Origin of the sequence: Kitasatospora sp. MBT63 (genome assembly GCF_000710465.2) — a bacterium.
In the GTDB taxonomy this organism is placed as follows: Bacteria; Actinomycetota; Actinomycetes; order Streptomycetales; family Streptomycetaceae; genus Kitasatospora.
Genome location: NZ_JAIZ01000470.1, coordinates 11,965 through 36,423 on the forward strand (window position 1 = coordinate 11,965; position 24,459 = coordinate 36,423).

Consider the following 24,459-nt stretch of genomic DNA (forward strand, 5'->3'; position numbering starts at 1 on the left):
CGCTCAGGTAGATAGTTGCTCACAGGAGGGACGATATCGCCCGAAGTGTCACATTTCTGACAGATCGCCGCCTTGTCGGCGTCGGGCCGGCCATCATCGCCCAGCGCGCCTCCGGCCGGGGTCGAGGGCGCAGCGGGCGTCGACGACCGCGGGGACGGTGATGTGCCGTCGCAGCTTGGCGCGGTCGACCTCGGAGTACAGCGGCCAGTCGGTCAGGTGCGGCAGCAGGGCGGCGCCGGTGACCGCCGAGACCGGATCGTCCGCGTACGCGAACCACGGATGGGCCCCCGCGGGCGTTCTCCATCGCGGCGGGGTCGTGGACGGTGACCTCGGCCCCGGCTCGGGCCCTCGGCGACCGTGGCGCCCGGGGTGTTCACCCGCTCGGTCGGCATGCGGCTGGCGATCGTGGGGACCGTCCACCTCCAGGACCGTGACCTCGACCTTGCAGCTGGGCCACCGGGCCGTCGACGTCCTCCGCCGGGCCCGCCCGGAGCTGGGCGGTGCGGTCTGAGCCGTGGCCCGGACCGCCCCGCCCGGCCGGCCGCTACACCGTCCCCATCCAGGCGTGGGTGCCGAGGGCGGTCTTGATGTCCGAGGCGAGGCCGTGGTCCGTGGTCACCCGCAGGCCGAGCTCGTAGAGGGTGTTCTTGTCCCAGTTGGTCGTGAGCAGGCGCACCGGTACGTCCCCCGGGTGGTCCTGGAGGACCCGCTTGAGTTCGGCGACCAGGTCGGGGGTGATCCGCCTGGTCGGGATGGAGATCTGGACGGGGGGCTTGGTGCCGAGTTCGGCGGAGGAGACGTCGAGGGTGGTGATCTCCTGCCCGAAGATGCTCAGGCTGCCGTCGCGTTCGTTGAGCCGTCCCCTGGCCGAGATGACGTTGTCCTCGACCATCTGGTCGGCCATCAGGTTGTAGGTGGCGGGGAAGAAGAGCACCTCGACCGAGCCGTCGCGGTCGGCGAGCGTGATGATGGCCCAGGCGTTGCCGGCCTTGTTGATCCGGCGGTCGACCGCCGTGATCAGGCCGGCCAGCTTGACCTCGCCCTCGGTGCGTCCGGAGCCCATGAGTTCGGCGATGGAGGTGTCGCGGTTGCGGGAGAGGATGTGCTCGGCGCCGTCGAGCGGGTGGCTGGAGACGTACAGGCCGAGCATCTCCCGCTCCAGGCTGAGCAGTTGCTTGCGCGGCCACTCGCGGTCGGTCAGTTCGAAGTCCAGGCCGATCGCCGGGGCGCCGTCGCCGCCGTCGAGGGCGCCGAAGAGGTCGTCCTGGCCGATCGCCTGCTGCTTCTTGACGCCGGTGACCGCGTCGATGGCGCTCTCGTGGACGGTGCTCAGGGACAGCCGGGTGTGGCCCAGGGAGTCGAACGCGCCGGCCTTGACGAGGGAGTCGACGGTGCGCTTGTTGCACACCACCAGCTCGACCTTGTCCAGGAAGTCGGCGAAGGAGACGTACTTGCCCTTCTCCTCGCGGGTCCTGACCAGCGATTCGATCACCGGTACGCCGACGTTGCGGACGGCCTTGAGGCCGAAGCGGACGTCGCTGCCGACGGCGGTGAAGTCGACCACGGACTCGTTGACGTCGGGGGAGAGGATCTTGATGCCCATCTGGCGGCACTCGGCCAGGTAGACCGCCATCTTGTCCTTGTCGTCGGCCACCGAGGTGAGCAGCGCGGCCATGTACTCGGCCGGGTAGTTCGCCTTGAGGTAGGCCGTCTGGTACGACACCAGGCCGTAGGCGGCCGAGTGCGACTTGTTGAAGGCGTAGCCGGCGAACGGTACCAGGACGTCCCATACGGCCTTGATCGCCTCGTCGGAGTAGCCGCGTTCGTGGCAGCCGGCCTGGAACGGGATGAACTCCTTCTCCAGGACCTCCTTCTTCTTCTTGCCCATCGCGCGGCGGAGCAGGTCGGCCTGGCCGAGGCTGTAGCCGGCCAGCACCTGTGCGGCTCGCTGCACCTGCTCCTGGTAGACGATCAGGCCGTAGGTCGGGCCGAGGACCTCGCTCAGCGGGGTCTCCAGCTCGGGGTGGATCGGGATGATCTCCTGCTGGCCGTTCTTGCGGAGGGCGTAGTTGGTGTGCGAGTTCATGCCCATCGGGCCGGGCCGGTAGAGCGCGGAGACGGCGGAGATGTCGGCGAACTCGGTGGGTTTCATCAGGCGCAGCAGGGCGCGCATCGGGCCGCCGTCGAGCTGGAAGACGCCCAGGGTGTCGCCGCGGGCCAGGAGCTGGTAGGTGGTGGGGTCGTCGAGCGGGATCTTCTCGATGTCGATGTCGGTGCCGCGGTTGGCCTTGACGATCTTGATGCAGTGGTCGATGATCCCCAGGTTCCGCAGGCCCAGGAAGTCCATCTTGATCAGGCCCATGGCTTCGCACGACGGGTAGTCGAAGCCGGTGATGATCACGCCGTCCTTGTCCCGCTTGTGCAGCGGGATCAGGTCGAGCAGCGGGGTCGAGGAGAGGATGACGGCGGCGGCGTGCACGCCGGTGCCCCGGATCAGGCCCTCGATGCCCCGGCCGGTGTCGATGATCTTCTTGACGTCGGGTTCGTTGTCGTAGAGCGCCCGGATCTCGGTGCCCTCGTTGTAGCGCGGGTGGCTCTCGTTGAACAGGTCCGCCAGCGGGACGCCCTTGCCCATCACGTCCGGCGGCATCGCCTTGGTGATCCGGTCGCCCATCGCGAACGGGTAGCCGAGGATGCGGTTGGCGTCCTTGACGGCGGCCTTGGCCTTGATGGTGCCGAAGGTGTTCACCTGTGCGGTGTACGCCGAGCCGTACTTGTCGGTGACGTAGCGCACCATCTGGTCGCGCTGGCGGTCGTCGAAGTCGATGTCGACGTCCGGGGGGTTGATGCGCTCGGGGTTCAGGAACCGCTCGAACAGCAGGTCGTGCTCGAGCGGGTCCAGCTCGGTGATCCGGGTCAGGTACGCGACCATCGACCCGGCCGCGGAGCCGCGGCCCGGGCCGACCGGGATGCCGTTGTCGCGGGCGTACTGGCAGATGTCCGCGACCACGAGGAAGTAGGCGTCGAACCCCATCGGGGAGATGACGCCCATCTCCAGCTCGATCCGGTCCAGCACCTCCTGGCTCGGGTTGTCGCCGTAACGGATCTTCAAGCCTGCGGCGATCTTCTTGCGCAGGTACGACGCCTGGGTCTCGCCCTCGGGCACGTCGAACTGCGGCATCCGGTCGACGTAGGTGAAGACCTCCTCGTACGACTCGATCCGCTCGGCGATCAGCAGGGTGTTGTCGCAGGCCTGCGGCAGCTCGCGGAACAGCTCGCGCATCTCGGCCGCGGTCTTGATGTAGTAGCCGGTGCCCTGGAACTTGAAGCGGTTCGGGTCGTCCTTGTTCTTGCCCACGCCGACGCAGAGCAGGCTGTCGTGCGCGTCCGCCTGGTCGGCGGTCACGTAGTGGGAGTCGTTGGTCGCCAGCAGCGGGATGTTCAGCTGCGCGGCGAGGCGCAGCAGGTCCTGGCGGACGTCCCGCTCGATGGACAGGTCATGGTCCATCAGCTCCAGGAAGTAGTTCTCCTTGCCGAAGATGTCCTGGTACGCGCCGGCGGCCTTGACCGCCTCCTCGTACTGCCCGAGGCGCAGCCGGGTCTGCACCTCGCCCGAGGGGCAGCCGGTGGTGGCGATGATGCCGGTCGCGTTGGCGGCGATCAGCTCGCGGTCCATCCGGGGCTTCATGTAGTAGCCCTCCATCGACGCGAGGGAGGAGAGCTTGAAGAGGTTGCGCAGGCCGGTGGCGTTCTGCGCCCACATCGTCATGTGGGTGTAGCGGCCGCCGCCGGAGACGTCCTTGCCGCCCTCGCCGTCCGCGCCGGACGGGCGCTGGCCGCCGGGCGACCAGAAGACCTGCTTCTTCTCGAACCGCGAGCCCGGCGCGACGTACGCCTCGATGCCGATGATCGGCTTCACCCCGGTCTTCGCGGCGGCGTGGAAGAACTCGTACGCGCCGAACATGTTGCCGTGGTCGCTCATCGCGATCGCGGGCATGCCCTGTCTCTCGGCCTCCGCGAACAGCTTGCCGTTCTTGGCCGCGCCGTCCAGCATCGAGTACTCGGTGTGGACGTGCAGATGGGCGAAGGTGTCGGACACTGCGCTGGGGCTCCTTGCAGATCGGGCGACCGGAGGAAGGGCCCAACCCTAACGGTCGGCGGAGCGCGACTCGCCGGGAGCGGGCCGACGGACCGGTGTCCTTCACGCACTCCCTACGCCGCACACCGCGGCGGAACGGGTCCACTTCCCCGCACACGCCCGTGTCCTGCCCGGACGACGCGGACGCCTCGCATAGCCTGACGTCGCCGCTCGCCCGGCCGGCCGGGCCGCCTGCGGCCGTCGACGGGAGTGCAGGGTGGTGAGCTCAGCTTCGGGTGCCCGCGGTTCCGCGCCGTCGGCGCGGCAGCGGTTCCGGGCGTGGCTGCTGGAAGGCACATCGGACCGGGCCAAGCAGCACCCGGGCCCGCACGCCGACGCCCCCACGGAGCACGGGCAGCGCTGGTGGCGGGTGATGTGCCTGACCGGCCTGGACTACTTCTCCACCCTGGGCTACCAGCCGGGCATCGCGGCGCTGGCCGCCGGCCTGGTCTCCCCGCTGGCCACCATCGTGCTGGTGCTGGTCACGCTGTGCGGGGCGCTGCCGGTGTACCGGCGGGTGGCTCAGGAGAGCCCGCACGGGCAGGGCTCGATCGCCATGCTGGAACGCCTGCTGTCGTTCTGGCAGGGGAAGCTGTTCGTCCTGGCGCTGCTGGGCTTCGCCGCCACCGACTTCGTGATCACCATCACCCTGTCGGCCGCCGACGCCACCGCGCACCTGGTGGAGAACCCGCACCTGAACAGCGCCCTGCACGGCCGTCAGGTGCTGATCACACTGATCCTGGTGGCCCTGCTCGGCGCGGTCTTCCTCAAGGGCTTCAGCGAGGCGATCGGCGTCGCCGTGGTGCTGGTGGCGGTCTACCTCGCCCTGAACGTGGTGGTGGTCGCCACCGGACTGGGACACGTGCTCAGCGACCCGGGGCTGGTCACCGACTGGACCGACGCGCTGACCGCCGAGCACGGCAACGCGCTGGCCATGATCGGCGTCGCCCTGCTGGTCTTCCCGAAGCTCGCCCTCGGCCTGTCCGGCTTCGAGACCGGCGTCGCCGTGATGCCGCACATCGAGGGCGAGGAGGGCGACTCCGAGGAGCAGCCGACCGGGCGGATCCGCGGTGCCCGCAAGCTGCTCACCACCGCCGCCGTGATCATGAGCATCTTCCTGATCACCAGCAGCTTCATCACCACGCTGCTGATCCCGCCCGCCGCGTTCGAGCCGGGCGGCGCGGCCAACGGCCGGGCGCTGGCCTACCTCGCCCACGAGTACCTCGGCGGCGCCTTCGGGACCGTCTACGACCTCTCCACCATCGCCATCCTCTGGTTCGCCGGCGCCTCCGCGATGGCCGGCCTGCTCAACCTGCTGCCCCGCTACCTCCCGCGCTACGGCATGGCGCCGCACTGGGCGCGGGCCGTGCGCCCGATGGTGCTGGTGCTCACCGGGGTCGCCTTCCTGATCACCTGGATCTTCGACGCCAGCGTCGACGCCCAGGGCGGCGCGTACGCCACCGGCGTCCTGGTGCTGATCACCTCGGCCGCCATCGCCGTCACCATCGCCGCGCACAAGGCCGGCGAGCGCGGCTGGACCATCGGCTTCGCGATCATCGCGGCGGTCTTCGTCTACACCACCGGCGACAACATCGCCGAGCGGCCCGACGGCGTGAAGATCGGCGCCTGCTTCATCGCCGCCATCGTGCTGATCTCGCTGGCCTCCCGACTGGCCCGCGCCTTCGAACTCCGGGTCACCGACGTGGTCCTCGACCACGTCGCCGAGCGGTTCGTGCGGGACTGCTCGAACCGGACCCTGCGGCTGATCGCCAACCAGCCGGACCGGCGCGACCTCACCGAGTACCGGGAGAAGCTCCAGCAGATCCGGACCGACAACGACATCCCGCCCGAGGACGACCTGGTCTTCGTCGAGGTCACCGTCCGGGACCCGTCCGACTTCGAGGCCGAGCTGAAGGTCCACGGCGAGGTGCTGCACGACCGCTACCGGGTCCTCACCCTGGAACACTCCAGCATCCCGAACGCGCTCGCCGCGCTGCTGCTGCACGCCCGGGACGTGACCGGGCAGCAGCCGCACATCTACTTCGAGTGGACCGAGGGCAACCCGTTCGCGCAGTTCCTGCGGTTCTTCCTGTTCGGCCAGGGCGAGGTCGCCCCGGTCACCCGGGAGGTCCTGCGGGAGGCCGAGCCCGACCGCAGCCGCCGCCCCCGCGTGCACGTCGGCTGACCGCACCCTGGGCGGACGCCGCCGTGAGGACCGTCCGGCACCGACACCGGGCCGCGCGCCGGTGCAGACTGGGGAGAAGAGGCGGTGACTCGCACCGTCCGACCCGTCCGACCCGTCCGACCCGTCCGACCCGTCCGACCGCCCGACCGGGGAGGGGCCCGCGATGGACGCAGCCCTGCTGGCGCCGCTCGCCGTGTTCGCCGCGATCGGCGGCCTGACCGCCTACCTCGCGGGAGCGGTGGGCCTGCGCGACACCCGCCGGCTGCGCCGCGTCGGCATTCCCGTGCAGGCCCTGGTCAAGTACCGCTCGACGCAGGCGGGGGACCTCGCCGGGGCCGCGCGACCGCTGCTGCAGTTCGTGACCGCGGACGAGACCGTCATGGAGGTCTTCTCGCCGGTACCCGCGGGCCGCTCGCAGCCGCTGACGGACGGCGGGCAGGTGTGGATCAGCTACGACCCCGCCGACCCCCGGCAGGTCGTGGTCCGCGGACGCGAACGCGCCTGGCTGGACCTCTCGTTCGTCGCTCTCGGCGCCGCGGTGCTGCTCGGCGCCCTGGTGCTGTTCCTGCTGGCGGTGTGACGCGTTGCCGGGGAGAGCACCGAGCACTCAGGCGGACACGGCGGAGTGCCGCGGAGCCCGGCCGTGGCCGGCGAGGAAAGGCAGCGGTGCCCCGCTGCGCGCCGTGAGCTCCATGCTCGCCAGCAGCTCGGACGGGGAGACCACCAGCACGTCGCAGACCGCGTGGGCGCGGCAGTAGCGGGTCACCGAACCGCGCAGGGCGTGCTGGACGCGGCCGCGGTGGCCACTGCCGAGCACCAGCAGGTCGGTCGGCCGGTCGGCTGCCGCCACCAATGCGCGGCCGGGCTCGGAGCGGACCACCAGCGGACGGATGACCACGTCGTTGGGGTAGCTGCCGAAAGCCTGCTCGAACACGGTGTCCAGCCGCTTGCGCGCCGCATGCTCCAGTTCGGAGAGCGGCCGCAGACGGTCGCGGTCGGTGTCCGACCAGGCGATCACCGGAACGAGCACCGCATCGCGCCGGCCCGCTTCCTCCACCGCCCGGTACACGGCGGCGAGACTGCTCAGCGAGCCGTTGACCCCGACGACGACCCGAATGCCCTCGACCATGGCAGTCCGCTCCCTCTTCCGCTCTCCGGCCGGCGGGATTCCGCCGGCCCACACCCCCATTGGACGCCTGCCGCCCCGCCAGGGCAGCGGTCCTTGACGTACGCACTACGCGCCGGTCGCCGTCCTTGACGCGGCCTTGATACCTCCGGTGCGGCGCCCGTCCGGTGCGGCGCCCGGCGGCAAGCGGACGCGGTCGATCACCGTCGTCCCTGCCTGCCGGGGTCGTAGCAGTAGCCGACCTGCCGGACGGTCGCGATGGTGTCCCGGAGCTCCGGCCCGAGCTTGCGGCGCAGCCGGGCCACATGGACGTCGACCGTCCGGGTGTCGCCGAACGGCTCCTGGTCCCAGACGCCGGTCAGCAGCTGGCGGCGGCTGTAGACCCGCAGGGGGTGCGCCACCAGGTGGGCGAGCAGTTCGAACTCCATGAAGGTGAGCTTCAGCAGCCGTCCGCCGGCGACCGCGGTGCGCCGTACGGGATCGACGACGACACCGGCCACCGCGGTCCGCGGCCGGTCGGGCCCGGGACCGCCGCCGGCCCGCAGGACGGTGGCCGCGGCGGCGGTGACGGCCGGCCAGGTCGAGTGGATGTGGGAGACCCGGGGGTAGTACAGGGACATCTCGTCCTCCTTACGGCTTCGTCCACACGGCGAGGTGCCGGCAGTGCGCTCGGTAGTTGGGCAGTTCAGCGGTCGGGGCGCCAGTGGGCTTCGAGCCGGTGCGTTCCGTCCGCCGCGGTGACGGTACGCCAGCTCGCCCGCATACGGACCGTCGGGCGGGCCCGGCCGTCACTTCCGCCACCGGCGGGGCCGCCGATGGCCAGCAGCACCGGACTGTCCAGCGGGCCGTCGGCGAGCCGTCGCAGGACGGCCGTGAGCAGGGCGAGCGCTGAGCTGCGCGCCCTGGTGGAGGCCCTTGGCGCGTGGGTGTGAGAGGCGCCGAGAACTGCCATGGGAGTCCCCCCTCGGTGAAGAGCCGTCAGGTGTGGTGGTGCCGTACACGGTGAGGCTCGGGAGGGGCGGTCGTGGGCGATCGGATTGGTGCCCCTCCCGCCGACGTTAGGCCGGTTGATGCGCGCGGGGGAGTGGTCCTGACGGCTCGTTGACTGCCCCGGGGCAACCCCTGACGGCTCCTTGACATCGGCCGCGCGACTTCGCCCCGGCGTCGAGGTGCCGGCCGAGAGGAGCCGCCTCCTGCAGCTGGGCGCTGTCAGACCCTTGCTGGAGGATCCGGCCATGCTGATTGCGACCGACGAGCGCGGCCATGTGGTGAAACGCCCGTCCAACCCGGCCATCGGGGCCATGCTGGCCAACCTGCAACGCGGGAACGCTCACCTGGTCCTGGAGCGGATGAACGAGGAGGAGCCCGGCAATTGGTACATCCAGGTCCTGCTGCGTGAGAACAACACCTTCCAACTCGAATTCCGGGACGGGGTGCCCGGGCTGCACTACCAGACTCTGACGGTCTCTCAGGAGAAGGTCCTCGGGGCACTGCTCGGCTGGGCCGGCGGGAAGCCGGGCTGGCGGGACGGCTTCATGTGGAACAACATCGCCGAGCAGTTCGGCCACGACGAAGCAGGAGATCCAAAGGGGCCGAAGTGGCACTGACTCCTGATGAAGCCGTGGTGCAGCTCGGGCACCGGCTCTCACCCAAGCGGCGTTCAGCCGCATCACGCCTGCGTCGGCTCGCCGACCCCGCAGCGGGCCCTGCGCTGTTGGAGGCTCTTCAGACGGAGGTTCGAGACGCCCGTACCTGGGAGACCCAGTACCAGATGGTCATGGCGCTCGGGACGTGCGGTCACCGGCCCGCTCTCGGCCTGCTCCGGGACCTCGCCCGGCGCCCTTTCGAGGCCACGGCGGTGTACGTCGCGCTCGGCGACGCCATCGTTCGGTTGAGCACTCCCGAAGAAGCAGCCGCTTCCCTGCGGGGTGCCTGGACACCGGCACGCCGATGCTCGTCGACGGCGCTCTGCGTGCCGTGGCCATGCAGCGACTCTCCCTGGACGCGGCCACGATCGACCACGTTCTCGACTTCCTCGGTCCCTTGGACCCCCACGACGGCCTGCGGTTCTGGGCTGCGGCCGCCGCCGCGGGATGGGCGGGGACTCGGGTCGGCGACTTCCTCCGGGAGTGCGCAGACGGCCCCCGGGCTGACGTGGCCGATGCAGCCACCTCGTCCTTGCAGGGCGAGTACCGGACCTACTCGCCCTTGTAGCGACCTGCCCGGGAGGCAAGCCGCACGGTCCGATGCCAGGGGCGGGGCGACGGTCGTGATCAGCGCCGCCGCGATGGCCCCGACCGCCGGGGGAGCGGGTGGGGAGGGCGTCAAGAGGGCGTCAAGGACGGCCGGTGCCGCGTAGCCGGGGCGTTAAGGACGCTGGCGTTCGCCGACCGTGGGCGTCTACTGGATCCGAGGGAACGGGCCGGGCCGATCAATAGGTCCATCGGAAATCCGAGGTCCGTGCCAACGAATCGCAGGTCCGGTGGCCTGCATCGAAGACCGAGGGAAGCGAAGCATCATGGCCGAGGACACGCGCGTCATCGTCGGAGTCAGCGGATCGCTGGGCAACGCGGCGGCCCTGCGCCGCGCGGTGGCGGAGGCCGAGCGCCGCGACGCCGTCCTGGTCCCGGTCATCGCCTGGACCCCGCCCGGCGGCGAGGCCGCCTACCGGACCCGGCCCTGCCCGCCGCTGTCGAAGCTGTGGGAGCGGGCGGCGGCGGACCGGCTCGACGCCGCGTTCGCCCGGGCCTTCGGCGGCTACCCGGCACACCTGCGGGTCGAACCGGTGGTGATCCGGGGCGAGGCCGGACCGGCACTCGTGGAGATCGCCGACCGGCCCGACGACCTGCTGGTGGTCGGCACCGGCCGCCGGGGCGGGCTGCGGCGGTTCCTGCACGCGTCGGTCGGCCGGCACTGCGTGGCGCGCGCCGCCTGCACGGTGACCGCCGTCCCGCCGTCCGAGGCACCGGCCCTGAAGGCCGTGGCGGGCCAGCGGTCGCGAGTGACGTCCCTGGCTGCCTGACACCGACCTCCCACATCGTCCACATCGAGGCAGGGACCCGCCCCCAACGGCCGCACGGCCGCCAGGGGGCGGGTCCCCGTCGCCGTGGCGATCGGCCGGGACCAGTGGCCCACCAGGATGGTGCGGCCGGACGGGAAGCGGCAGGCGTCCGGCCGGGACGGGGCCTGACAGCTCCCCGACCTCTATGACTGTGGTTCTGACACCGTGTTGACACCGGTCAGGAGCGATGCCGCCCGGGCCGGAAGGACGCCGTGTCAAGGAGTCGTCAAGGCGTGGGGAATCGGCGTAGCCCGCACGTCAATGCCCGTTGCGGCGGGGGAGGATCGGGACTCCACTGGAAGCGGCAGATACCCCCCGGTAGCCCTGGAACAGGGCCGTGGCCGCCCGGCTCGGCCCGGAGTGCGGGACCGCGTTCTGAAGGAAGCGAATGACCATGAGCATCGGCACGTATGACACCGTCGAGGTCAACGGCTCGTCCGGCAGCCTCCCGACGCCGGGGCCCGCACTGCTGTCGGCGACGCGGCCGCGCGACCTGCTGCGCCTGCCCGTGGTCCCCGTACCGCAGCCCGCCGGCACCGGCGCCCCGGAGACCGACGAGGCGGAGGGGCGCCGCGCGTCCGGAGGCCACTGCCGGATGTCCATGGGGTACCTGGACTGACTCCGTTGCTGCGATGACGGGCCCACCTGTACCGGACGGGCGGGCGGCCCCCCGCCAAGACCGCGTCAACACCGCCTGGCGGACCGTCAGAAAGGTGTCAGGGGCGGGATCCGGTGCGCGGTCGCCCTGTTGGCTGGGGCCGAACTGCCCGACCCGCCACCGGCCGCTCGCAGAAGGCTCCCAGCATGCTTGCTCCGGCTCCCGAGAGGGACCAGTCCACCCGCCCTGCCCCACCGTCGCCCCCGGCCCGCCGCCACCGGGCGGCGAGCGGTCTGTTCGACCCGAAGCAGCTGGTGATGTCCTTCCCCGAGGCGCTGCGCAAGCTGCATCCCCGGGTGATGGTCAGGAACCCGGTGATGTTCGTGGTCGAGGTCGGCTCCGCCCTGACCACGCTGTCCGCGATCGTCTCGCCCAGCGTGTTCTCGTGGCTGATCGGCCTCTGGCTCTGGCTCACCGTGGTGTTCGCCAACCTGGCGGAGGCGGTGGCGGAGGGCCGCGGCAAGGCCCAGGCGGAGTCCCTGCGCAAGGCCAGGGCCGGGACGGTGGCCCGTCGGCTCCGAACCTGGCGGGTGGGCCTGCGGCAGTTCCGGGAGGAGTCGGTGCCCGCCGAGAAGCTGGTCCTCCACGACTTCGTGGTGGTCGAGACCGGCGGGACGATCCCCGGTGACGGCGACGTGGTCGACGGCATCGCGGCCGTCGACGAGTCCGCCATCACGGGCGAGTCCGCCCCCGTGATCCGGGAGGCCGGCGGCGACCGGTGTGCCGTCACCGGCGGCACCAAGGTCCTCTCGGACCGGATCGTCGTGCGGATCACCTCCAAGCCCGGGCTGACCTTCATCGACCGCATGATCGCCCTGGTGGAGGGCGCCGAGCGGAAGAAGACCCCGAACGAGATCGCCCTCAACCTGCTGCTCGCCTCCCTCACCGTCATCTTCATCCTCAGCGTGGTCACGCTCCAGCCGCTCGCGATCCACGCCCACGCCGAGCAGAGCACCGCGGTGCTGGTCGCCCTGCTGGTCGCGCTGATCCCCACCACCATCGGTGCGCTGCTCTCCGCGATCGGCATCGCTGGCATGGACCGCCTCGTCCAGCGGAACGTGCTGGCGATGTCCGGCCGGGCGGTGGAGGCGGCCGGCGACGTGGACGTCCTGCTGCTGGACAAGACCGGCACCGTCACCTTCGGCAACCGCCGGGCCGTCCGCCTCCTCCCGCTCGACGGTGTGGCGGACGGACAGCTCGCCGAGGCGGCTCAGCTGTCCAGCCTCGCCGACGAGACGCCCGAGGGCCGCTCGGTCGTGGTCCTCGCCGAGGAGCGGTACGGGCTGCGCGCCCGCGCCGAGGGCGAGCTCGGGCAGCTGGAGTTCGTCCCCTTCACCGCGCAGACCCGGATGAGCGGCGTCGACCTCACCTGGCCCGGCAGCCCGGCGATCCTGGTCCGCAAGGGAGCCGCGGCCGCGGTCACGGCCTGGGTGTACGACCACGGCGGCCTGGTCCCGCCGCAGGCCTTCGAGGTCGTCGACGCGATCGCCTCGGGCGGCGGGACTCCGCTGCTGGTCGCGGTCCACGACCGGCACGGCGCCCGGGCACTGGGCGTGATCCACCTCAAGGACGTGGTCAAGGAGGGCATCGCCGAGCGCTTCGCGGAACTGCGGCGGATGGGCATCCGGACGGTCATGGTCACGGGCGACAACCCGCTGACGGCTCGTGCCATCGCCACCGAGGCCGGGGTGGACGACTTCCTCGCCGAGGCCACCCCCGAGGACAAGCTGGCGCTGATCAGGCAGGAGCAGGCCGGCGGCAGACTGGTCGCGATGACCGGCGACGGCACCAACGACGCGCCCGCGCTGGCCCAGGCCGATGTCGGGGTGGCGATGAACACCGGGACCTCGGCCGCGAAGGAGGCCGGGAACATGGTGGACCTGGACTCCAACCCGACCAAGCTGATCGAGATCGTCGAGATCGGCAAGCAACTGCTCATCACCCGCGGCGCGTTGACCACCTTCTCGATCGCCAACGACGTCGCCAAGTACTTCGCGATCATCCCGGCCATGTTCGCCGGTGTGTACCCGGGCCTGCGCCACCTCAACATCATGGGCCTGCACAGCCCGACCTCGGCGATCACCTCGGCGATCGTCTTCAACGCGTTGATCATCGTCGCGCTGATCCCGCTCGCCCTGCGCGGCGTGCGCTACCGGCCTTCGTCCGCCTCCGAGCTGCTCGGACGCAACCTGCGGATCTACGGACTCGGCGGACTGGTGCTGCCCTTCCTCGGCATCAAGGTCATCGACCTGCTGGTCCAGTTCGTCCCCGGCCTGTGACGCGGCGGTCCCGCTGCCGCCCCGCGCCCCGTCAGGGACGCGCTGGAATCCCCGTCCCGGCCATCAGGGAACCGTCAACGAAGGGTGGCACGCGTCGGCACGTGGGTTTGGCTTCGGTCATGAGGCTCTATCACTCCCGCCCGGGCCGCTCCACCTTCCGGCCGGTGGTGGACCGCCTGGCGGTCAGCATGTCGGGCGCCGTCGCGCTGGTGGCCTGCGCCCTGATGACGCTCGCCCTGTCCGTGGTCGGGGAGCGGCACCCCACCGGGTTCGCGCTCGGCGCCTTCGCCGCCCTGTGCGCCGTCCTCGGTGTGGTCTCCCGTCCCGTGGCGGCGCCGCTGGTCGCGGGGGCGGGCTGGCTGTTCTTCAACGGCTTCGTCGTCCACCGCTTCGCGACGCTGGAGTGGGCCGGCGCCGGTGTCGAAGGCACCCGCTTCGGCGTGTTCGCCGCGGCGGCGCTGGCCGCCTCGCTGCCCGCCGCCTGGCCGCGGCACCGGGTCCGCACAGCGGTGCTGGCCGTGCCGGTCGGCGTGCCGAGGCCGAAGGGCTGACGGTGCATCAAGGATGCGTCAGAGCGGGCGGGCCGGCCTTGCCCGCCCGGAGCAGGGGCATTTGAATGAACGTCATGAACCGCCCGACACGCCACCACGACCGCCCGCCGCATCTGCGGGCGCCGGCCACTGTCGCGCTCATCCCCGCCGTCCGGTAGCCCTGCCTCCCCGCAGCCGACCCGGCCGCGGCGCGGGCGGGCCACCGATGTCCGCCCGCGCCGTCCCCGTCGGGCCACCGCTTCCGGCGCGGGCCCGACGGCTCAGTCGCAGTACACCTCCCGCACTCCCGGTCCCCGGTGGCGCATGCCCGCGTCCGGCGCCCGGGAGTGCCTCGCAACCCTTGGATGGGTCATGTCCGCAGTCCTTTCCGCACTCCCCCAGCCTCCGGCCGGGGGTGCCCCCGTCGCCCTGGTCACCGGGGCCTCCTCCGGCATCGGCTGGGAGACCGCCCGGCTGCTCGCCGCCCACGGCGCCACGGTCATCGTGCACGCCCGTACCGCCGACGAGGGCGAGCGCGCCCTGGACCGGCTGGTCGACGCGGGCGCCTCCCGCGACCAACTCGTCATGCTCGCGGCCGACTTCACGCGCTTCGCGGACGTCGCCGTGCTCGCCGGCACCGTCACGACCGCGTTCCCGGCCCTCGACCTGCTGGTCAACAACGCCGCGGTGATGGCGCCCGAGCGCTGCACCCTCACCGAGGACGGCCACGAAATCTCGCTCCAGGTGAACTTCCTGGCCGCGCACCTGCTCGCCAAGCTGCTCCGGGCGCCGCTCTCGGCGGCCGGCGGAGCGCGGATCGTCAACGTCTCCTCCTCCCTGCACCGCACCGCGTCGATGAACTGGAACGACCCCAACCGGGTCAAGAAGTACTCCAGGGTCGCCGCGTACGCGCAGTCCCAGCTCGCGCTGACCATGGGCACCCGCGAGATGGCCCCGGAGGGTTCCGGCATCACGGCCGTCAGTGTCAACCCGGGCCTGTGCGACACCGCCCTGCTGCCGCTGTACGGGCGGGTCGGCGCCCCGGCCGCCGAGGGCGCGGCGGCGGTCGTGAAGCTCTGCCTGCCGGACTTCCGCCTCACCAACGGCGCGTACTACGACGGCGGCGACATCGCCCCGGCCGCCCTGGTGGCCACCGAGGAGCGCTCGCTGCGCCGCCTGGTCAAGCTCGCCGACCGGCTCGTCAGCCGGTAGTTCCAAGATCCACCCGGTGCCGTGTGCCACCGGCATCGGGTGCCCGGGAAAGTCGCTGCCCCGGGGCGCTGTCCGTTCACGGCCGCAAGGCCGACGGCGCCCCGGGGCAGCGGCGCACCCGGGCGTGTCAAGACCGTGTCAGGGGCCCGCTCGCGGGCGTCAGGGTCGCGTATGGGCCGATGGAGGCGGCGTCCCGGGTGGGACAGCATCCGTGGAGCACATTCGATCCACGGAGGTTCATTCGATGTCCGGTGCCACCGATGCGCAGCAGTCGGCCATAGCCGTCGGCGGGGAGGAACCGCCCGATACCGGCGGCCGGCCCGAGCAGCAGCCCGAGCAGCAGCGCGACAAGCTGACCGCGCTGGGCGGCCTCGCGGCGCTCTCGCTCGACGCGATGGCCTCCGTCGCCTACGGTCCCGAGTCGATCGTCCTGGTGCTGGCCGCCGCGGGCGGGTACGGCCTCGGCTTCACCCTCCCCGTCACCGCCGCCATCGCCGTACTGCTGGCGGTCCTGGTGGCCTCGTACCGCCAGGTGATCGCGGCGTTCCCGGACGGCGGCGGCTCGTACGCGGTCGCCAAGGCGCACCTGGGCCGGCGGGCCGCGCTGACCGCCGCCGCCTCGCTGGTGATCGACTACATCCTGAACGTCGCGGTCTCCGTCACCGCCGGCGTGGCCGCGCTGACCTCGGCCGTGCCGGGCCTCTACGACGACCGGGTCTGGCTCTGCCTGGGTGTCCTCGCCCTGGTCACCGCCGTCAACCTGCGCGGCATCGCCGAATCGGCCCGCTGGTTCATGGCGCCGACGGCCGTCTTCGTGCTCTCGATCCTGGCGATCATCGTCGTCGGCCTGTTCCGGGACGCGCCCGCCAGCACCGAGGCCGCCGCCGGGCACGCCTCCGCGCTGGCCGGGAGCGCCACCACGGTCGGTGCGCTGCTGCTGCTCAAGGCCTTCGCCGCCGGCTGCTCGGCGCTGACCGGGGTGGAGGCGGTGGCCAACGCCGTCCCGTCCTTCCGGACACCGCGGGTCAGGCGCGCCCAGCACACCGAGGTCGCGCTCGGCGCGCTGCTCGGCGTGATGCTGATCGGCCTGGCCGTCCTGATCGGCCGCTTCCACCTGCAGCCGGTCGAGGGCGTCACCGTGCTCGCGCAGCTCGCGGACGCCTCGCTCGGCCACGGCTTCGGCTTCTACCTCGTCCAGCTCGCCACCGTGATCCTGCTCGGACTGGCGGCCAACACCTCGTTCGGCGGTCTGCCGGTGCTGATGCGCCTGCTCGCCCGCGACAACCACCTGCCGCACGTCTTCGCCCTGCGCGCCGACCACCAGGTGCACCGGCACGGGGTGATCTTCCTCGCCGTGGTGTCGGGCGCCCTGCTGGTCGGCTCGGGCGGCGACGTCAACAGCCTGGTCCCGCTGTTCGCCATCGGGGTCTTCGTCGGCTTCACCATCTGCCAGGTCGGCATGGTCAGGCACTGGAACCGGGAACGCGGCGCGGGCTGGCGGGGCAAGGCACTGCTGAACGGCTTCGGCGCCCTGCTCACCGGTGTCGCCACCCTGGTGGTCACCGGCACCAAGTTCACCGAGGGCGCCTGGGGCATCTGCCTGGCGCTGCCGCTGCTGGTCCTGCTGTTCGAGCTGATCCACCGCACCTACGTCCGGATCGGCGCCCGGCTGGAGGTCGGCCAGGTGCCCGGCCCGGTCACCCGGCAGCGCTCGCTGGTCGTCGTCCCGGTGCACGCCATCACCCGCCTGACCCGCGACGCACTGAGCGCCGCGGTCTCGCTCGGCGACGAGGTGCTCGCCGTCACCGTGGTGCACACCGCGCCCGACCCGGAGGACCGCACGGCCGCCGAGGCGCTGCGCCGGGACTGGGAGCTGTGGCGGCCCGGTGTCCCGCTGATCGAGGTCCCCGACGCCCACCGCCGGCTCGGCCGGCCGATCGCGGCCTTCGTGGGCGAGCTCGCCGCCGAGCACGCCTACGACCGGATCACCGTGCTGATCCCCGAGGTGGAGCCGGCCAGGCTGTGGCAGCGGGCCCTGCAGAACCAGCGCGGCGCGGTGATCGACCGCGCGCTGCGCCGGCACAGCGACGCGGTGGTCTGCCGGCTTCGGCTGCGGATGTAGGACCGCCAGGCGGGGTGGTTTGCCCGATTTCATGAGGTATGGACGATCCGATCGGCATATCTTGACGATCCCTTAACGGCGCCCTTGACGCCCCCGATACGCTCCGGTAGCGCACCCAGGTCAACCCCTCTGACCTGCGGAGACGTCAAGCGCCGTGGGTGTGCCGGGGGCGTTTCGGGCGGCCTTGCCGCCACGCCCGGGAGCCCTACGCTCGCCCGTGTGTTCAATCTGCCCCAGGCGCTGAAGCGCCTCGTCATCGGCCGGGCCATGCGCAGCGAGGAGCTGGGCGAGACCCTGCTCCCGAAGCGGCTGGCCCTGCCGATCTTCGCGTCCGACCCGCTCTCCTCGGTGGCCTACGCCACCCAGGAGATCCTGCTGGTGCTCACCGTCGGCGGCACCGCGTTCCTCTACCTCACCCCGTGGGTCGCGGCGGGCGTGGTGGCGCTGATGGTCGTCGTCGTCGCCTCGTACCGGCAGGTCGTGCATGCCTACCCGAGCGGCGGCGGCTCGTACGAGGTGGTGTCCCGCAACCTCGGCCCGAACTCCGGGCTGGTGGTCGCCGCCTCGCTGCTCGTCGACTACGTGATGACGGTCGCGGTGTCGGTCGCCTCCGGGGTGGACAACATCATCTCGGCGTTCAACGGCCTGGCCGACTACCGGGTGGCCATGGCGGTCGGATTCGTGGCCCTGCTGATGGCGATGAACCTGCGGGGCGTCCGGGAGTCGGGCAACGCCTTCGCGGCCCCCACCTACCTGTTCATCGGCGCGATGCTGCTGATGATCGCCACCGGGCTGGTCCGGATGGTGTTCGGCGACACCCCCGTGGCCGAGAGCGCGGCGTTCGGGATCGCCCCCGAGCACGGCGGCGACACACTGGCCGGCCTCGGTCTGCTGATCCTGGGCCTGCGGGCGTTCGCCTCGGGCTGCACGGCGCTGACCGGCGTAGAGGCGATCTCCAACGGCGTGCCCGCGTTCCGGGCGCCCAAGTCGCGCAACGCGGCGACCACGATGGCGGTGATGGGCATCACCGCGGTGGTGATGTTCGTCGGCGTCACCGCGCTCGCCCTGATCGCCAAGGTCCACTACGTCGACGACGCCTGCCAGCTGACCGGCCTCGCCGGGGACTGCGCGACGTACAGCCAGCAGACCGTGATCGCCCAGCTCGCTGCCTCGGTCTTCGGCGGCAGCGACAGCATCCTGTTCTACGTGGTCCAGGCCGCCACCGCGCTGGTGCTGATCCTGGCCGCCAACACGGCCTTCAACGGCTTCCCGCTGCTGGCCTCGATCCTGGCCGAACACCGCTACCTGCCCCGGCAGATGCACACCCGCGGCGACCGGCTGGCCTTCTCCAACGGCATCATCGCGCTCGCCGTGGTCGCCGGCGGCCTGCTGTGGCTCTACGACGCCGACGTCACCAGCCTGATCCACCTGTACATCCTCGGCGTCTTCACCTCCTTCACGCTGTCCCAGATCGGCATGGTCAAGCACTGGAACCGGGTGCTGGCCGGCGAGGGCGACGGCGCGGTGCGCGGCGCCGCGCAGCGCTCCCGGGTGATCAACGGGCTCGGCGCGGTCACCACCGCCCTGGTGCTGGTGATCGTGCTGGCCACCAAGTTCACCCAGGGTGCCTGGCTGGCGGTGGTCGCCGCGATCGTGCTGTGGCTGATGATGCGCGGCATCCGGCGGCACTACGACGCCGTCGCCTCGGAGCTTGCGGTGGAGGACCCGAACGCCGAGTCGGTGCGCCCGTCCCGGGTGCACGGCATCGTGCTGGTCTCCAAGCTGCACAAGCCCACCCTGCGGGCGCTGGGCTACGCCGAGGCGTTCCGCCCGGACACCCTGGAGGCGGTCACCGTCGAGGTCGAGAAGGACGCCACCGCCGACCTGCGCGCCCAGTGGGACGCGTACGAGGTCCAGGTCCCGCTGAAGGTGCTGGACTCGCCGTACCGCGAGATCACCAAGCCGGTGGTCTCCTACGTCCGCACGGTGCGCCGCACCAGCCCCCGCGACGCGGTCGCGGTGTTCATCCCGGAGTACGTGGTGGGGCACTGGTGGGAGCACCTGCTGCACAACCAGTCCGCGCTGTGGCTGAAGAGCCGGCTGCTCTTCACACCCGGTGTGATGGTGATCAGCGTGCCCTGGCAGCTCGCCTCCGCGCCGCGCGCCGACCACCCCGCCCGCCGCGCCCCCGGCGCCGTCCGCAGGGGCGAGCCGGCCCGCTCCGGGTCCGTCACCGAGAAGGTCTGACCCCCTGAACGCCGGCCCCGGACAGCACCGCTGCCCGGGGCCGGCGGCACGTTCCGGCCAGATCGGGGCCGACCGGTGTAGGACGGGCGTCAATGCCGCGTCAAGGTTGCCGACCCGGCCGTATGGAGCGCGTCAGGGCCGCTCACACCGCTGTGACCGGCTGGTTTGCTGACATGGCCGGTCTGCCGCCGGCGTCGTGCGGGCCCTCGGGGTGTGTCACGGCCAAGTCCTGAACCACGTTGGTGGAGCCCATGCTCGATCTCGTTTTCGTCGGCATCACGGTCGCCGTGTTCGCCGTCATCGCCCTGGTAGCGCGGGGGGTGGAGAAGCTGTGAGCGTCGAGAACATCGCAGGTCTCATCGTCGCCGTCGCCCTGGTGGGCTACCTCGTCGTCGCGCTGATCTACCCGGAGAAGTTCTGACATGAGCTCCACTCTCGCGGGCTGGCTGCAGGCCCTCGCCCTGGTGGGCGCGCTGGCCCTGTGCTACCGCCCCCTCGGCGACTACATCGCCAAGCTCCTCACCTCCGCCAAGCACCTCAGAGTCGAGCGCGGCCTGTACAAGCTGGTCGGCGTCGACGGTGACGCCGACCAGCGCTGGCCGGTCTACCTCCGCTCCGTACTCGCCTTCTCGGCCCTGTCGATCCTGTTCCTCTACGGCCTGATCCGGCTCCAGAACCACCTGCTGCTGAACCTCGGCGTCCCGGTGATGGAGCCGCACCAGGCCTGGAACACCGCGGTCTCGTTCGCGACAAACACCAACTGGCAGTCCTACAGCGGCGAGTCCGCGATGGGCCACCTGGTGCAGATGGCGGGCCTGGCGGTGCAGAACTTCGTCTCCGCCGCCGTCGGCATCGCGATCGTGGCCGCCCTGATCCGGGGCTTCACCCGCAACCGGACCGACCGGGTCGGCAACTTCTGGGTGGACCTCACCCGGATCTGCCTGCGCCTGCTGCTGCCGCTCTCCATCGTCTTCGCGCTGGTCCTGGTCGCCAACGGCGTCGTCCAGAACTTCCACGGCTTCCACGACATCGTGACGCTGGGCGGCGACACCCAGTCGATCCCCGGCGGCCCGGTGGCCTCGCAGGAGGTCATCAAGGAGCTCGGCACCAACGGCGGCGGCTTCTTCAACGCCAACTCGGCCCACCCGTTCGAGAATTCGACCGGCTTCACCAACTGGCTGGAGATCTTCCTGCTGCTGGTGATCTCGTTCTCGCTGCCCCGCACCTTCGGCAGGATGGTCGGCGACAACCGCCAGGGCTACGCGATCGTCGCGGTCATGGGGATCTTCTGGGTGGCCTCGGCCGCACTGATCACCTTCGCCGAGTCCCAGCACTCCGGCAGCGCGCTCCAGGCCGCCGGGGCGGCGATGGAGGGCAAGGAGCAGCGCTTCGGCGTGGCGGCCTCCGGCCTGTTCGCGGCGTCCACGACGCTGACCTCGACCGGCGCGGTGAACTCCTTCCACGACTCGTTCACGCCCTTCGGCGGCGGCCTGACGATCTTCAACATGATGCTCGGCGAGATCGCGCCCGGCGGTACCGGCTCCGGCCTGTACGGCATGCTGATCCTGGCGATCGTCGCGGTGTTCGTGGCGGGCCTGATGGTCGGCCGCACACCCGAGTACCTCGGCAAGAAGCTCGGCGGCCGGGAGATGAAGTTCGCCTCCCTCTACATCCTCACCACGCCCGCGCTGGTGCTGATCGGCACCGGTGTCGCGATGGCGCTGCCGGGCGAGCGGGCCGGGATGCTGAACTCCGGACCGCACGGGTTCTCCGAGGTGCTGTACGCGTTCACCTCCGCCAGCAACAACAACGGTTCGGCGTTCGCCGGTATCACGGTGAACACGCCGTGGTACGACACCGCGCTGGGCCTGTGCATGGTGCTCGGCCGCTTCCTGCCGATGGTGTTCGTGCTCGCGCTGGCCGGCTCGCTCGCGCAGCAGCAGCCCGTCCCTGCCACCCCGGGCACCCTGCCCACCCACAAGCCGCTGTTCGTGGGCCTGCTGTCGGGCGTCGTCCTGATCGTCGTCGGCCTCACCTACTTCCCGGCCCTGGCCCTCGGGCCGATCGCGGAAGGTCTCCACTGATGTCGTCCACCCTCACCCCGCCCGCTCCCGTCGAGCAGGAGCAGGCTCCGCACAGAGTATCCGGCGGTCTGCTCGATCCCCAGCTGATCGTGAAGTCCCTTCCCGACGCGGTGAAGAAGCTCGACCCGCGCGTCATGATCAAGAACCCGGTCATGTTCGTGGTCGAGGTCGGCTCGGTGGTCACCACCGTCTCCGCGATCGCCGACCCCTCGGTGTTCGCCTGGGCGATCACCGTCTGGCTCTGGCTCACCACCGTCTTCGCCAACCTGGCCGAGGCCGTCGCCGAGGGCCGCGGCAAGGCGCAGGCCGACACGCTGCGCCGGACCAAGACCGACACCATGGCCCGCCGCCTGGTGAACTGGCCCGCCTCGCAGGCCGAGGAGGAGGTCTCCGGCACCGCCCTCCAGCTGGGCGACCACGTGGTCGTCGAAGCCGGCCAGATCATCCCCGGTGACGGCGACGTCGTCGAGGGTGTCGCCTCCGTCGACGAATCGGCGATCACCGGCGAGTCCGCGCCGGTGATCCGCGAGTCCGGCGGTGACCGCAGCGCGGTCACCGGTGGCACCAAGGTGCTCTCCGACCGGATCGTGGTGAAGATCGCCTCGGAGCCCGGCAAGTCCTTCATCGACCGCATGATCGCCCTGGTCGAGGGCGCCGCCCGGCAGAAGACGCCGAACGAGATCGCCCTCAACATCCTGCTCGCCTCGCTGACCATCGTGTTCCTGATAGCGGTCGTCACCCTGCAGCCGATGGCGACCTTCGCCGGCGCCCCGCAGTCGATGATCGTCCTGGTCGCCCTGATCGTCGCGCTGATCCCGACCACCATCGGGGCCCTGCTCTCCGCGATCGGCATCGCCGGCATGGACCGCCTGGTGCAGCGCAACGTGCTCGCCATGTCCGGCCGCGCCGTCGAGGCCGCCGGCGACGTCAACACCCTGCTGCTCGACAAGACCGGCACCATCACCCTCGGCAACCGCCAGGCCGCCGAGTTCCAGCCGGCCACCGGCGTCACCGTCGAGGAACTGGCGGACGCCGCGCAGCTCTCCTCGCTGGCCGACGAGACCCCCGAGGGCCGCTCGATCGTGGTCCTCGCCAAGACCGGGTACGGCCTGCGGGCCCGCGCGCAGGGCGAGCTCACCCACGCCACCTGGGTCCCGTTCACCGCCCAGACCCGGATGTCCGGCGTCGACCTCGACGAGGCCGACGGCGTGCACGCCGTCCGCAAGGGCGCAGCCGGTTCGGTGACCAGCTGGGTCACCGAGAACGGCGGCACGGTCGGCCAGGACATCGCCACCCTCGTCGACGGCATCTCCGCAGCCGGCGGCACCCCGCTCGTGGTCGCCTCCCGGGTCGGCACCGCCGCCCCCAAGGCCCTCGGCGTCATCCACCTCAAGGACGTCGTCAAGGAGGGGATGAAGGAGCGCTTCGACGAGCTGCGCCGGATGGGCATCAGGACCATCATGATCACGGGTGACAACCCGCTGACCGCCAAGGCGATCGCGGACGAGGCCGGCGTGGACGACTTCCTCGCCGAGGCCACCCCCGAGGACAAGATGGCCCTGATCAAGAAGGAGCAGGCGGGCGGCAAGCTGGTCGCGATGACCGGCGACGGCACCAACGACGCGCCCGCGCTGGCCCAGGCCGACGTCGGCGTGGCGATGAACACCGGCACCATGGCGGCCAAGGAGGCCGGCAACATGGTGGACCTGGACTCCAACCCCACCAAGCTGATCGAGATCGTCGAGATCGGCAAGCAGCTCCTGATCACCCGCGGCGCCCTGACCACCTTCTCCATCGCCAACGACGTCGCCAAGTACTTCGCGATCATCCCGGCCATGTTCGCCGGTGTGTACCCGGGCCTGCGCCACCTCAACATCATGGGCCTGCACAGCCCGACCTCGGCGATCACCTCGGCGATCATCTTCAACGCCCTGGTCATCATCGGCCTGATCCCGCTCGCCCTGCGCGGTGTCAAGTACCGTCCGTCGGACGCCAGTTCGCTGCTCCGGCGCAACCTCGGGGTGTACGGCTTCGGCGGTCTCGTGGTGCCGTTCATCGGCATCAAGGCGATCGACCTGATCATCCAGTTCATCCCCGGCCTGAGCTGAGACGGAGGAAACAGCAACCATGCCCAAGCCACTGCCCACCTCCGTACGCACCCACTTCACCGCGCTGCGGATGCTCCTGGTGATGACCGTCATCCTCGGCATCGCCTACCCGCTGCTGGTCACCGGCATCAGCCAGGTCGCCTTCAGCGACAAGGCCAACGGCTCGATCGTCAGCTCGCAGGGCAAGGAGATCGGTTCCAGCCTCCTCGGCCAGAACTACAACCTGCCCAAGAAGAACCCCGACGACGCGGACGAGCAGGCCCAGCCGGACCCCCAGTGGTTCCAGCCCCGGCCGTCCGCCTACAACTACGACCCGAAGAGCTCCGGCGCCTCCAACCTCGGCCCCAACAGCGAGGACCTGCTGAAGAACGTCGAGGACCGCCGCGCGGCCGTCGCCGCCTTCGACGGCGTCGACCCGGCCACCGTCCCGGTGGACGCGCTCACCGCCTCCGGCTCCGGTCTCGACCCGCACATCTCGGTCGCCTACGCCGAGGAGCAGGTCGCCCGGGTCGCCAAGGCCCGCAACCTGTCCGCGGACACGGTGGACAAGCTGGTCGCGAAGTACACCGAGGGCCGTTCGCTCGGCTTCCTCGGCCAGGACGGCGTCAACGTCGTCCTGCTCAACAAGGCGCTCAGCGAGCAGAAGTGACCGCACGCCGACCGGCCGCATAGGAGGACCGGCCCGGGAGCGGGGGACCACCCCCGTCCC

General features: G+C 71.2%; 19 protein-coding genes. 15 read left to right on the forward strand and 4 right to left on the reverse strand.

What is annotated here, in order from left to right; all coding sequences use genetic code 11:
• Nucleotides 1–544 precede the first annotated feature (544 nt).
• Entirely contained in the window at nt 545–4,099 is a 3,555-nt protein-coding gene (gene dnaE, locus AA75_RS25580; protein WP_033822596.1) for a DNA polymerase III subunit alpha, read from the reverse strand.
• Nucleotides 4,100–4,358: 259 nt separating this feature from the next.
• On the opposite strand from dnaE, the gene AA75_RS25585 reads away from it, so the two are divergent.
• A complete protein-coding gene (locus AA75_RS25585) occupies nt 4,359–6,323 on the forward strand; it encodes an amino acid transporter (protein WP_033822597.1) in 1,965 nt (654 codons plus the stop codon).
• 163 nt (nt 6,324–6,486) lie between these two features.
• Entirely contained in the window at nt 6,487–6,903 is a 417-nt protein-coding gene (locus AA75_RS25590) for a DUF3592 domain-containing protein (RefSeq protein WP_033822598.1), read from the forward strand.
• Between the two features lie 27 nt (nt 6,904–6,930).
• On the opposite strand, the gene AA75_RS25595 is transcribed toward AA75_RS25590, so the two are convergent.
• The 3 genes from AA75_RS25595 to AA75_RS45995 form a co-directional block, all read right to left on the reverse strand.
• Nucleotides 6,931–7,452: a universal stress protein gene (locus tag AA75_RS25595; protein WP_051813324.1), complete on the reverse strand. Its 522-nt coding sequence runs from the start codon at nt 7,450–7,452 to the stop codon at nt 6,931–6,933.
• 197 nt (nt 7,453–7,649) lie between these two features.
• Nucleotides 7,650–8,069, reverse strand: a complete 420-nt coding sequence (locus AA75_RS53750; RefSeq protein ID WP_051813327.1) for a winged helix-turn-helix domain-containing protein — start codon at nt 8,067–8,069, stop codon at nt 7,650–7,652.
• Between the two features lie 65 nt (nt 8,070–8,134).
• Complete coding sequence (locus AA75_RS45995) at nt 8,135–8,401, reverse strand: hypothetical protein (RefSeq protein ID WP_082526825.1); 267 nt, start codon at nt 8,399–8,401, stop codon at nt 8,135–8,137.
• Between the two features lie 283 nt (nt 8,402–8,684).
• Here AA75_RS45995 and AA75_RS25605 point away from each other — a divergent pair, with 283 nt between their 5' ends.
• The 13 genes from AA75_RS25605 to kdpC all read left to right on the forward strand — a co-directional run bounded on the left by AA75_RS25605 (nt 8,685) and on the right by kdpC (nt 24,399).
• Nucleotides 8,685–9,056, forward strand: a complete 372-nt coding sequence (locus tag AA75_RS25605; protein ID WP_233289189.1) for a hypothetical protein — start codon at nt 8,685–8,687, stop codon at nt 9,054–9,056.
• A gap of 17 nt (nt 9,057–9,073) precedes the next feature.
• Nucleotides 9,074–9,808: a hypothetical protein gene (locus AA75_RS25610; RefSeq protein ID WP_233289190.1), complete on the forward strand. Its 735-nt coding sequence runs from the start codon at nt 9,074–9,076 to the stop codon at nt 9,806–9,808.
• 159 nt (nt 9,809–9,967) lie between these two features.
• Nucleotides 9,968–10,471, forward strand: a complete 504-nt coding sequence (locus tag AA75_RS25615; RefSeq protein WP_033822599.1) for a universal stress protein — start codon at nt 9,968–9,970, stop codon at nt 10,469–10,471.
• A gap of 433 nt (nt 10,472–10,904) precedes the next feature.
• Nucleotides 10,905–11,129 carry a hypothetical protein gene (locus tag AA75_RS25620; RefSeq protein WP_149038368.1) on the forward strand — a complete coding sequence of 75 codons (225 nt, stop codon included), beginning with the start codon at nt 10,905–10,907 and terminating at the stop codon, nt 11,127–11,129.
• Nucleotides 11,130–11,314: 185 nt separating this feature from the next.
• Nucleotides 11,315–13,447, forward strand: a complete 2,133-nt coding sequence (gene kdpB / locus AA75_RS25625) for a potassium-transporting ATPase subunit KdpB (protein ID WP_033822601.1) — start codon at nt 11,315–11,317, stop codon at nt 13,445–13,447.
• A 119-nt stretch (nt 13,448–13,566) separates the two neighbouring features.
• Nucleotides 13,567–13,998, forward strand: coding sequence for a hypothetical protein (locus AA75_RS25630; RefSeq protein ID WP_033822602.1), 432 nt, complete (start codon nt 13,567–13,569; stop codon nt 13,996–13,998).
• Nucleotides 13,999–14,349: 351 nt separating this feature from the next.
• Complete coding sequence (locus AA75_RS25635) at nt 14,350–15,189, forward strand: SDR family NAD(P)-dependent oxidoreductase (protein ID WP_051813345.1); 840 nt, start codon at nt 14,350–14,352, stop codon at nt 15,187–15,189.
• A gap of 244 nt (nt 15,190–15,433) precedes the next feature.
• The gene (locus AA75_RS25640) at nt 15,434–17,311 is read left to right on the forward strand and encodes an APC family permease (RefSeq protein WP_149038369.1); all 1,878 of its coding nucleotides are present in this window, start codon (nt 15,434–15,436) and stop codon (nt 17,309–17,311) included.
• A 267-nt stretch (nt 17,312–17,578) separates the two neighbouring features.
• Nucleotides 17,579–19,558 (forward strand): APC family permease, encoded by a 1,980-nt coding sequence (locus tag AA75_RS25645; protein ID WP_149038374.1) that lies wholly within the window; start codon nt 17,579–17,581, stop codon nt 19,556–19,558.
• 331 nt (nt 19,559–19,889) lie between these two features.
• On the forward strand, nt 19,890–19,979 hold the full coding sequence (gene kdpF / locus AA75_RS25650) for a K(+)-transporting ATPase subunit F (protein WP_033822604.1): 90 nt from the start codon (nt 19,890–19,892) through the stop codon (nt 19,977–19,979).
• A 1-nt stretch (nt 19,980) separates the two neighbouring features.
• Complete coding sequence (kdpA, locus tag AA75_RS25655; RefSeq protein ID WP_033822605.1) at nt 19,981–21,642, forward strand: potassium-transporting ATPase subunit KdpA; 1,662 nt, start codon at nt 19,981–19,983, stop codon at nt 21,640–21,642.
• Nucleotides 21,642–23,750 carry a potassium-transporting ATPase subunit KdpB gene (gene kdpB / locus AA75_RS25660; RefSeq protein ID WP_033822606.1) on the forward strand — a complete coding sequence of 703 codons (2,109 nt, stop codon included), beginning with the start codon at nt 21,642–21,644 and terminating at the stop codon, nt 23,748–23,750. The genes kdpA and kdpB (AA75_RS25660) overlap by 1 nt, the downstream gene beginning before the upstream one ends.
• A 19-nt stretch (nt 23,751–23,769) precedes the next feature.
• Nucleotides 23,770–24,399: a K(+)-transporting ATPase subunit C gene (gene kdpC, locus AA75_RS25665; RefSeq protein ID WP_033822607.1), complete on the forward strand. Its 630-nt coding sequence runs from the start codon at nt 23,770–23,772 to the stop codon at nt 24,397–24,399.
• Nucleotides 24,400–24,459 lie beyond the last annotated feature (60 nt).

Bases quoted from the DNA above. Each gene is read 5' to 3' on its own strand.
- AA75_RS25620 (WP_149038368.1), top strand. From the start codon at position 10,905: ATGAGCATCGGCACGTATGACACCGTCGAGGTCAACGGCTCGTCCGGC.
- AA75_RS25640 (WP_149038369.1), top strand. From the start codon at position 15,434: ATGTCCGGTGCCACCGATGCGCAGCAGTCGGCCATAGCCGTCGGCGGG.
- AA75_RS25590 (WP_033822598.1), top strand. From the start codon at position 6,487: ATGGACGCAGCCCTGCTGGCGCCGCTCGCCGTGTTCGCCGCGATCGGC.
- AA75_RS25635 (WP_051813345.1), top strand. From the start codon at position 14,350: ATGTCCGCAGTCCTTTCCGCACTCCCCCAGCCTCCGGCCGGGGGTGCC.
- AA75_RS45995 (WP_082526825.1), bottom strand. From the start codon at position 8,401: ATGGCAGTTCTCGGCGCCTCTCACACCCACGCGCCAAGGGCCTCCACC.
- AA75_RS25605 (WP_233289189.1), top strand. From the start codon at position 8,685: ATGCTGATTGCGACCGACGAGCGCGGCCATGTGGTGAAACGCCCGTCC.
- AA75_RS25645 (WP_149038374.1), top strand. From the start codon at position 17,579: ATGCGCAGCGAGGAGCTGGGCGAGACCCTGCTCCCGAAGCGGCTGGCC.
- AA75_RS25615 (WP_033822599.1), top strand. From the start codon at position 9,968: ATGGCCGAGGACACGCGCGTCATCGTCGGAGTCAGCGGATCGCTGGGC.
- kdpB (WP_033822601.1), top strand. From the start codon at position 11,315: ATGCTTGCTCCGGCTCCCGAGAGGGACCAGTCCACCCGCCCTGCCCCA.
- kdpA (WP_033822605.1), top strand. From the start codon at position 19,981: ATGAGCTCCACTCTCGCGGGCTGGCTGCAGGCCCTCGCCCTGGTGGGC.
- kdpC (WP_033822607.1), top strand. From the start codon at position 23,770: ATGCCCAAGCCACTGCCCACCTCCGTACGCACCCACTTCACCGCGCTG.
- AA75_RS53750 (WP_051813327.1), bottom strand. From the start codon at position 8,069: ATGTCCCTGTACTACCCCCGGGTCTCCCACATCCACTCGACCTGGCCG.
- AA75_RS25595 (WP_051813324.1), bottom strand. From the start codon at position 7,452: ATGGTCGAGGGCATTCGGGTCGTCGTCGGGGTCAACGGCTCGCTGAGC.
- kdpB (WP_033822606.1), top strand. From the start codon at position 21,642: ATGTCGTCCACCCTCACCCCGCCCGCTCCCGTCGAGCAGGAGCAGGCT.
- AA75_RS25630 (WP_033822602.1), top strand. From the start codon at position 13,567: ATGAGGCTCTATCACTCCCGCCCGGGCCGCTCCACCTTCCGGCCGGTG.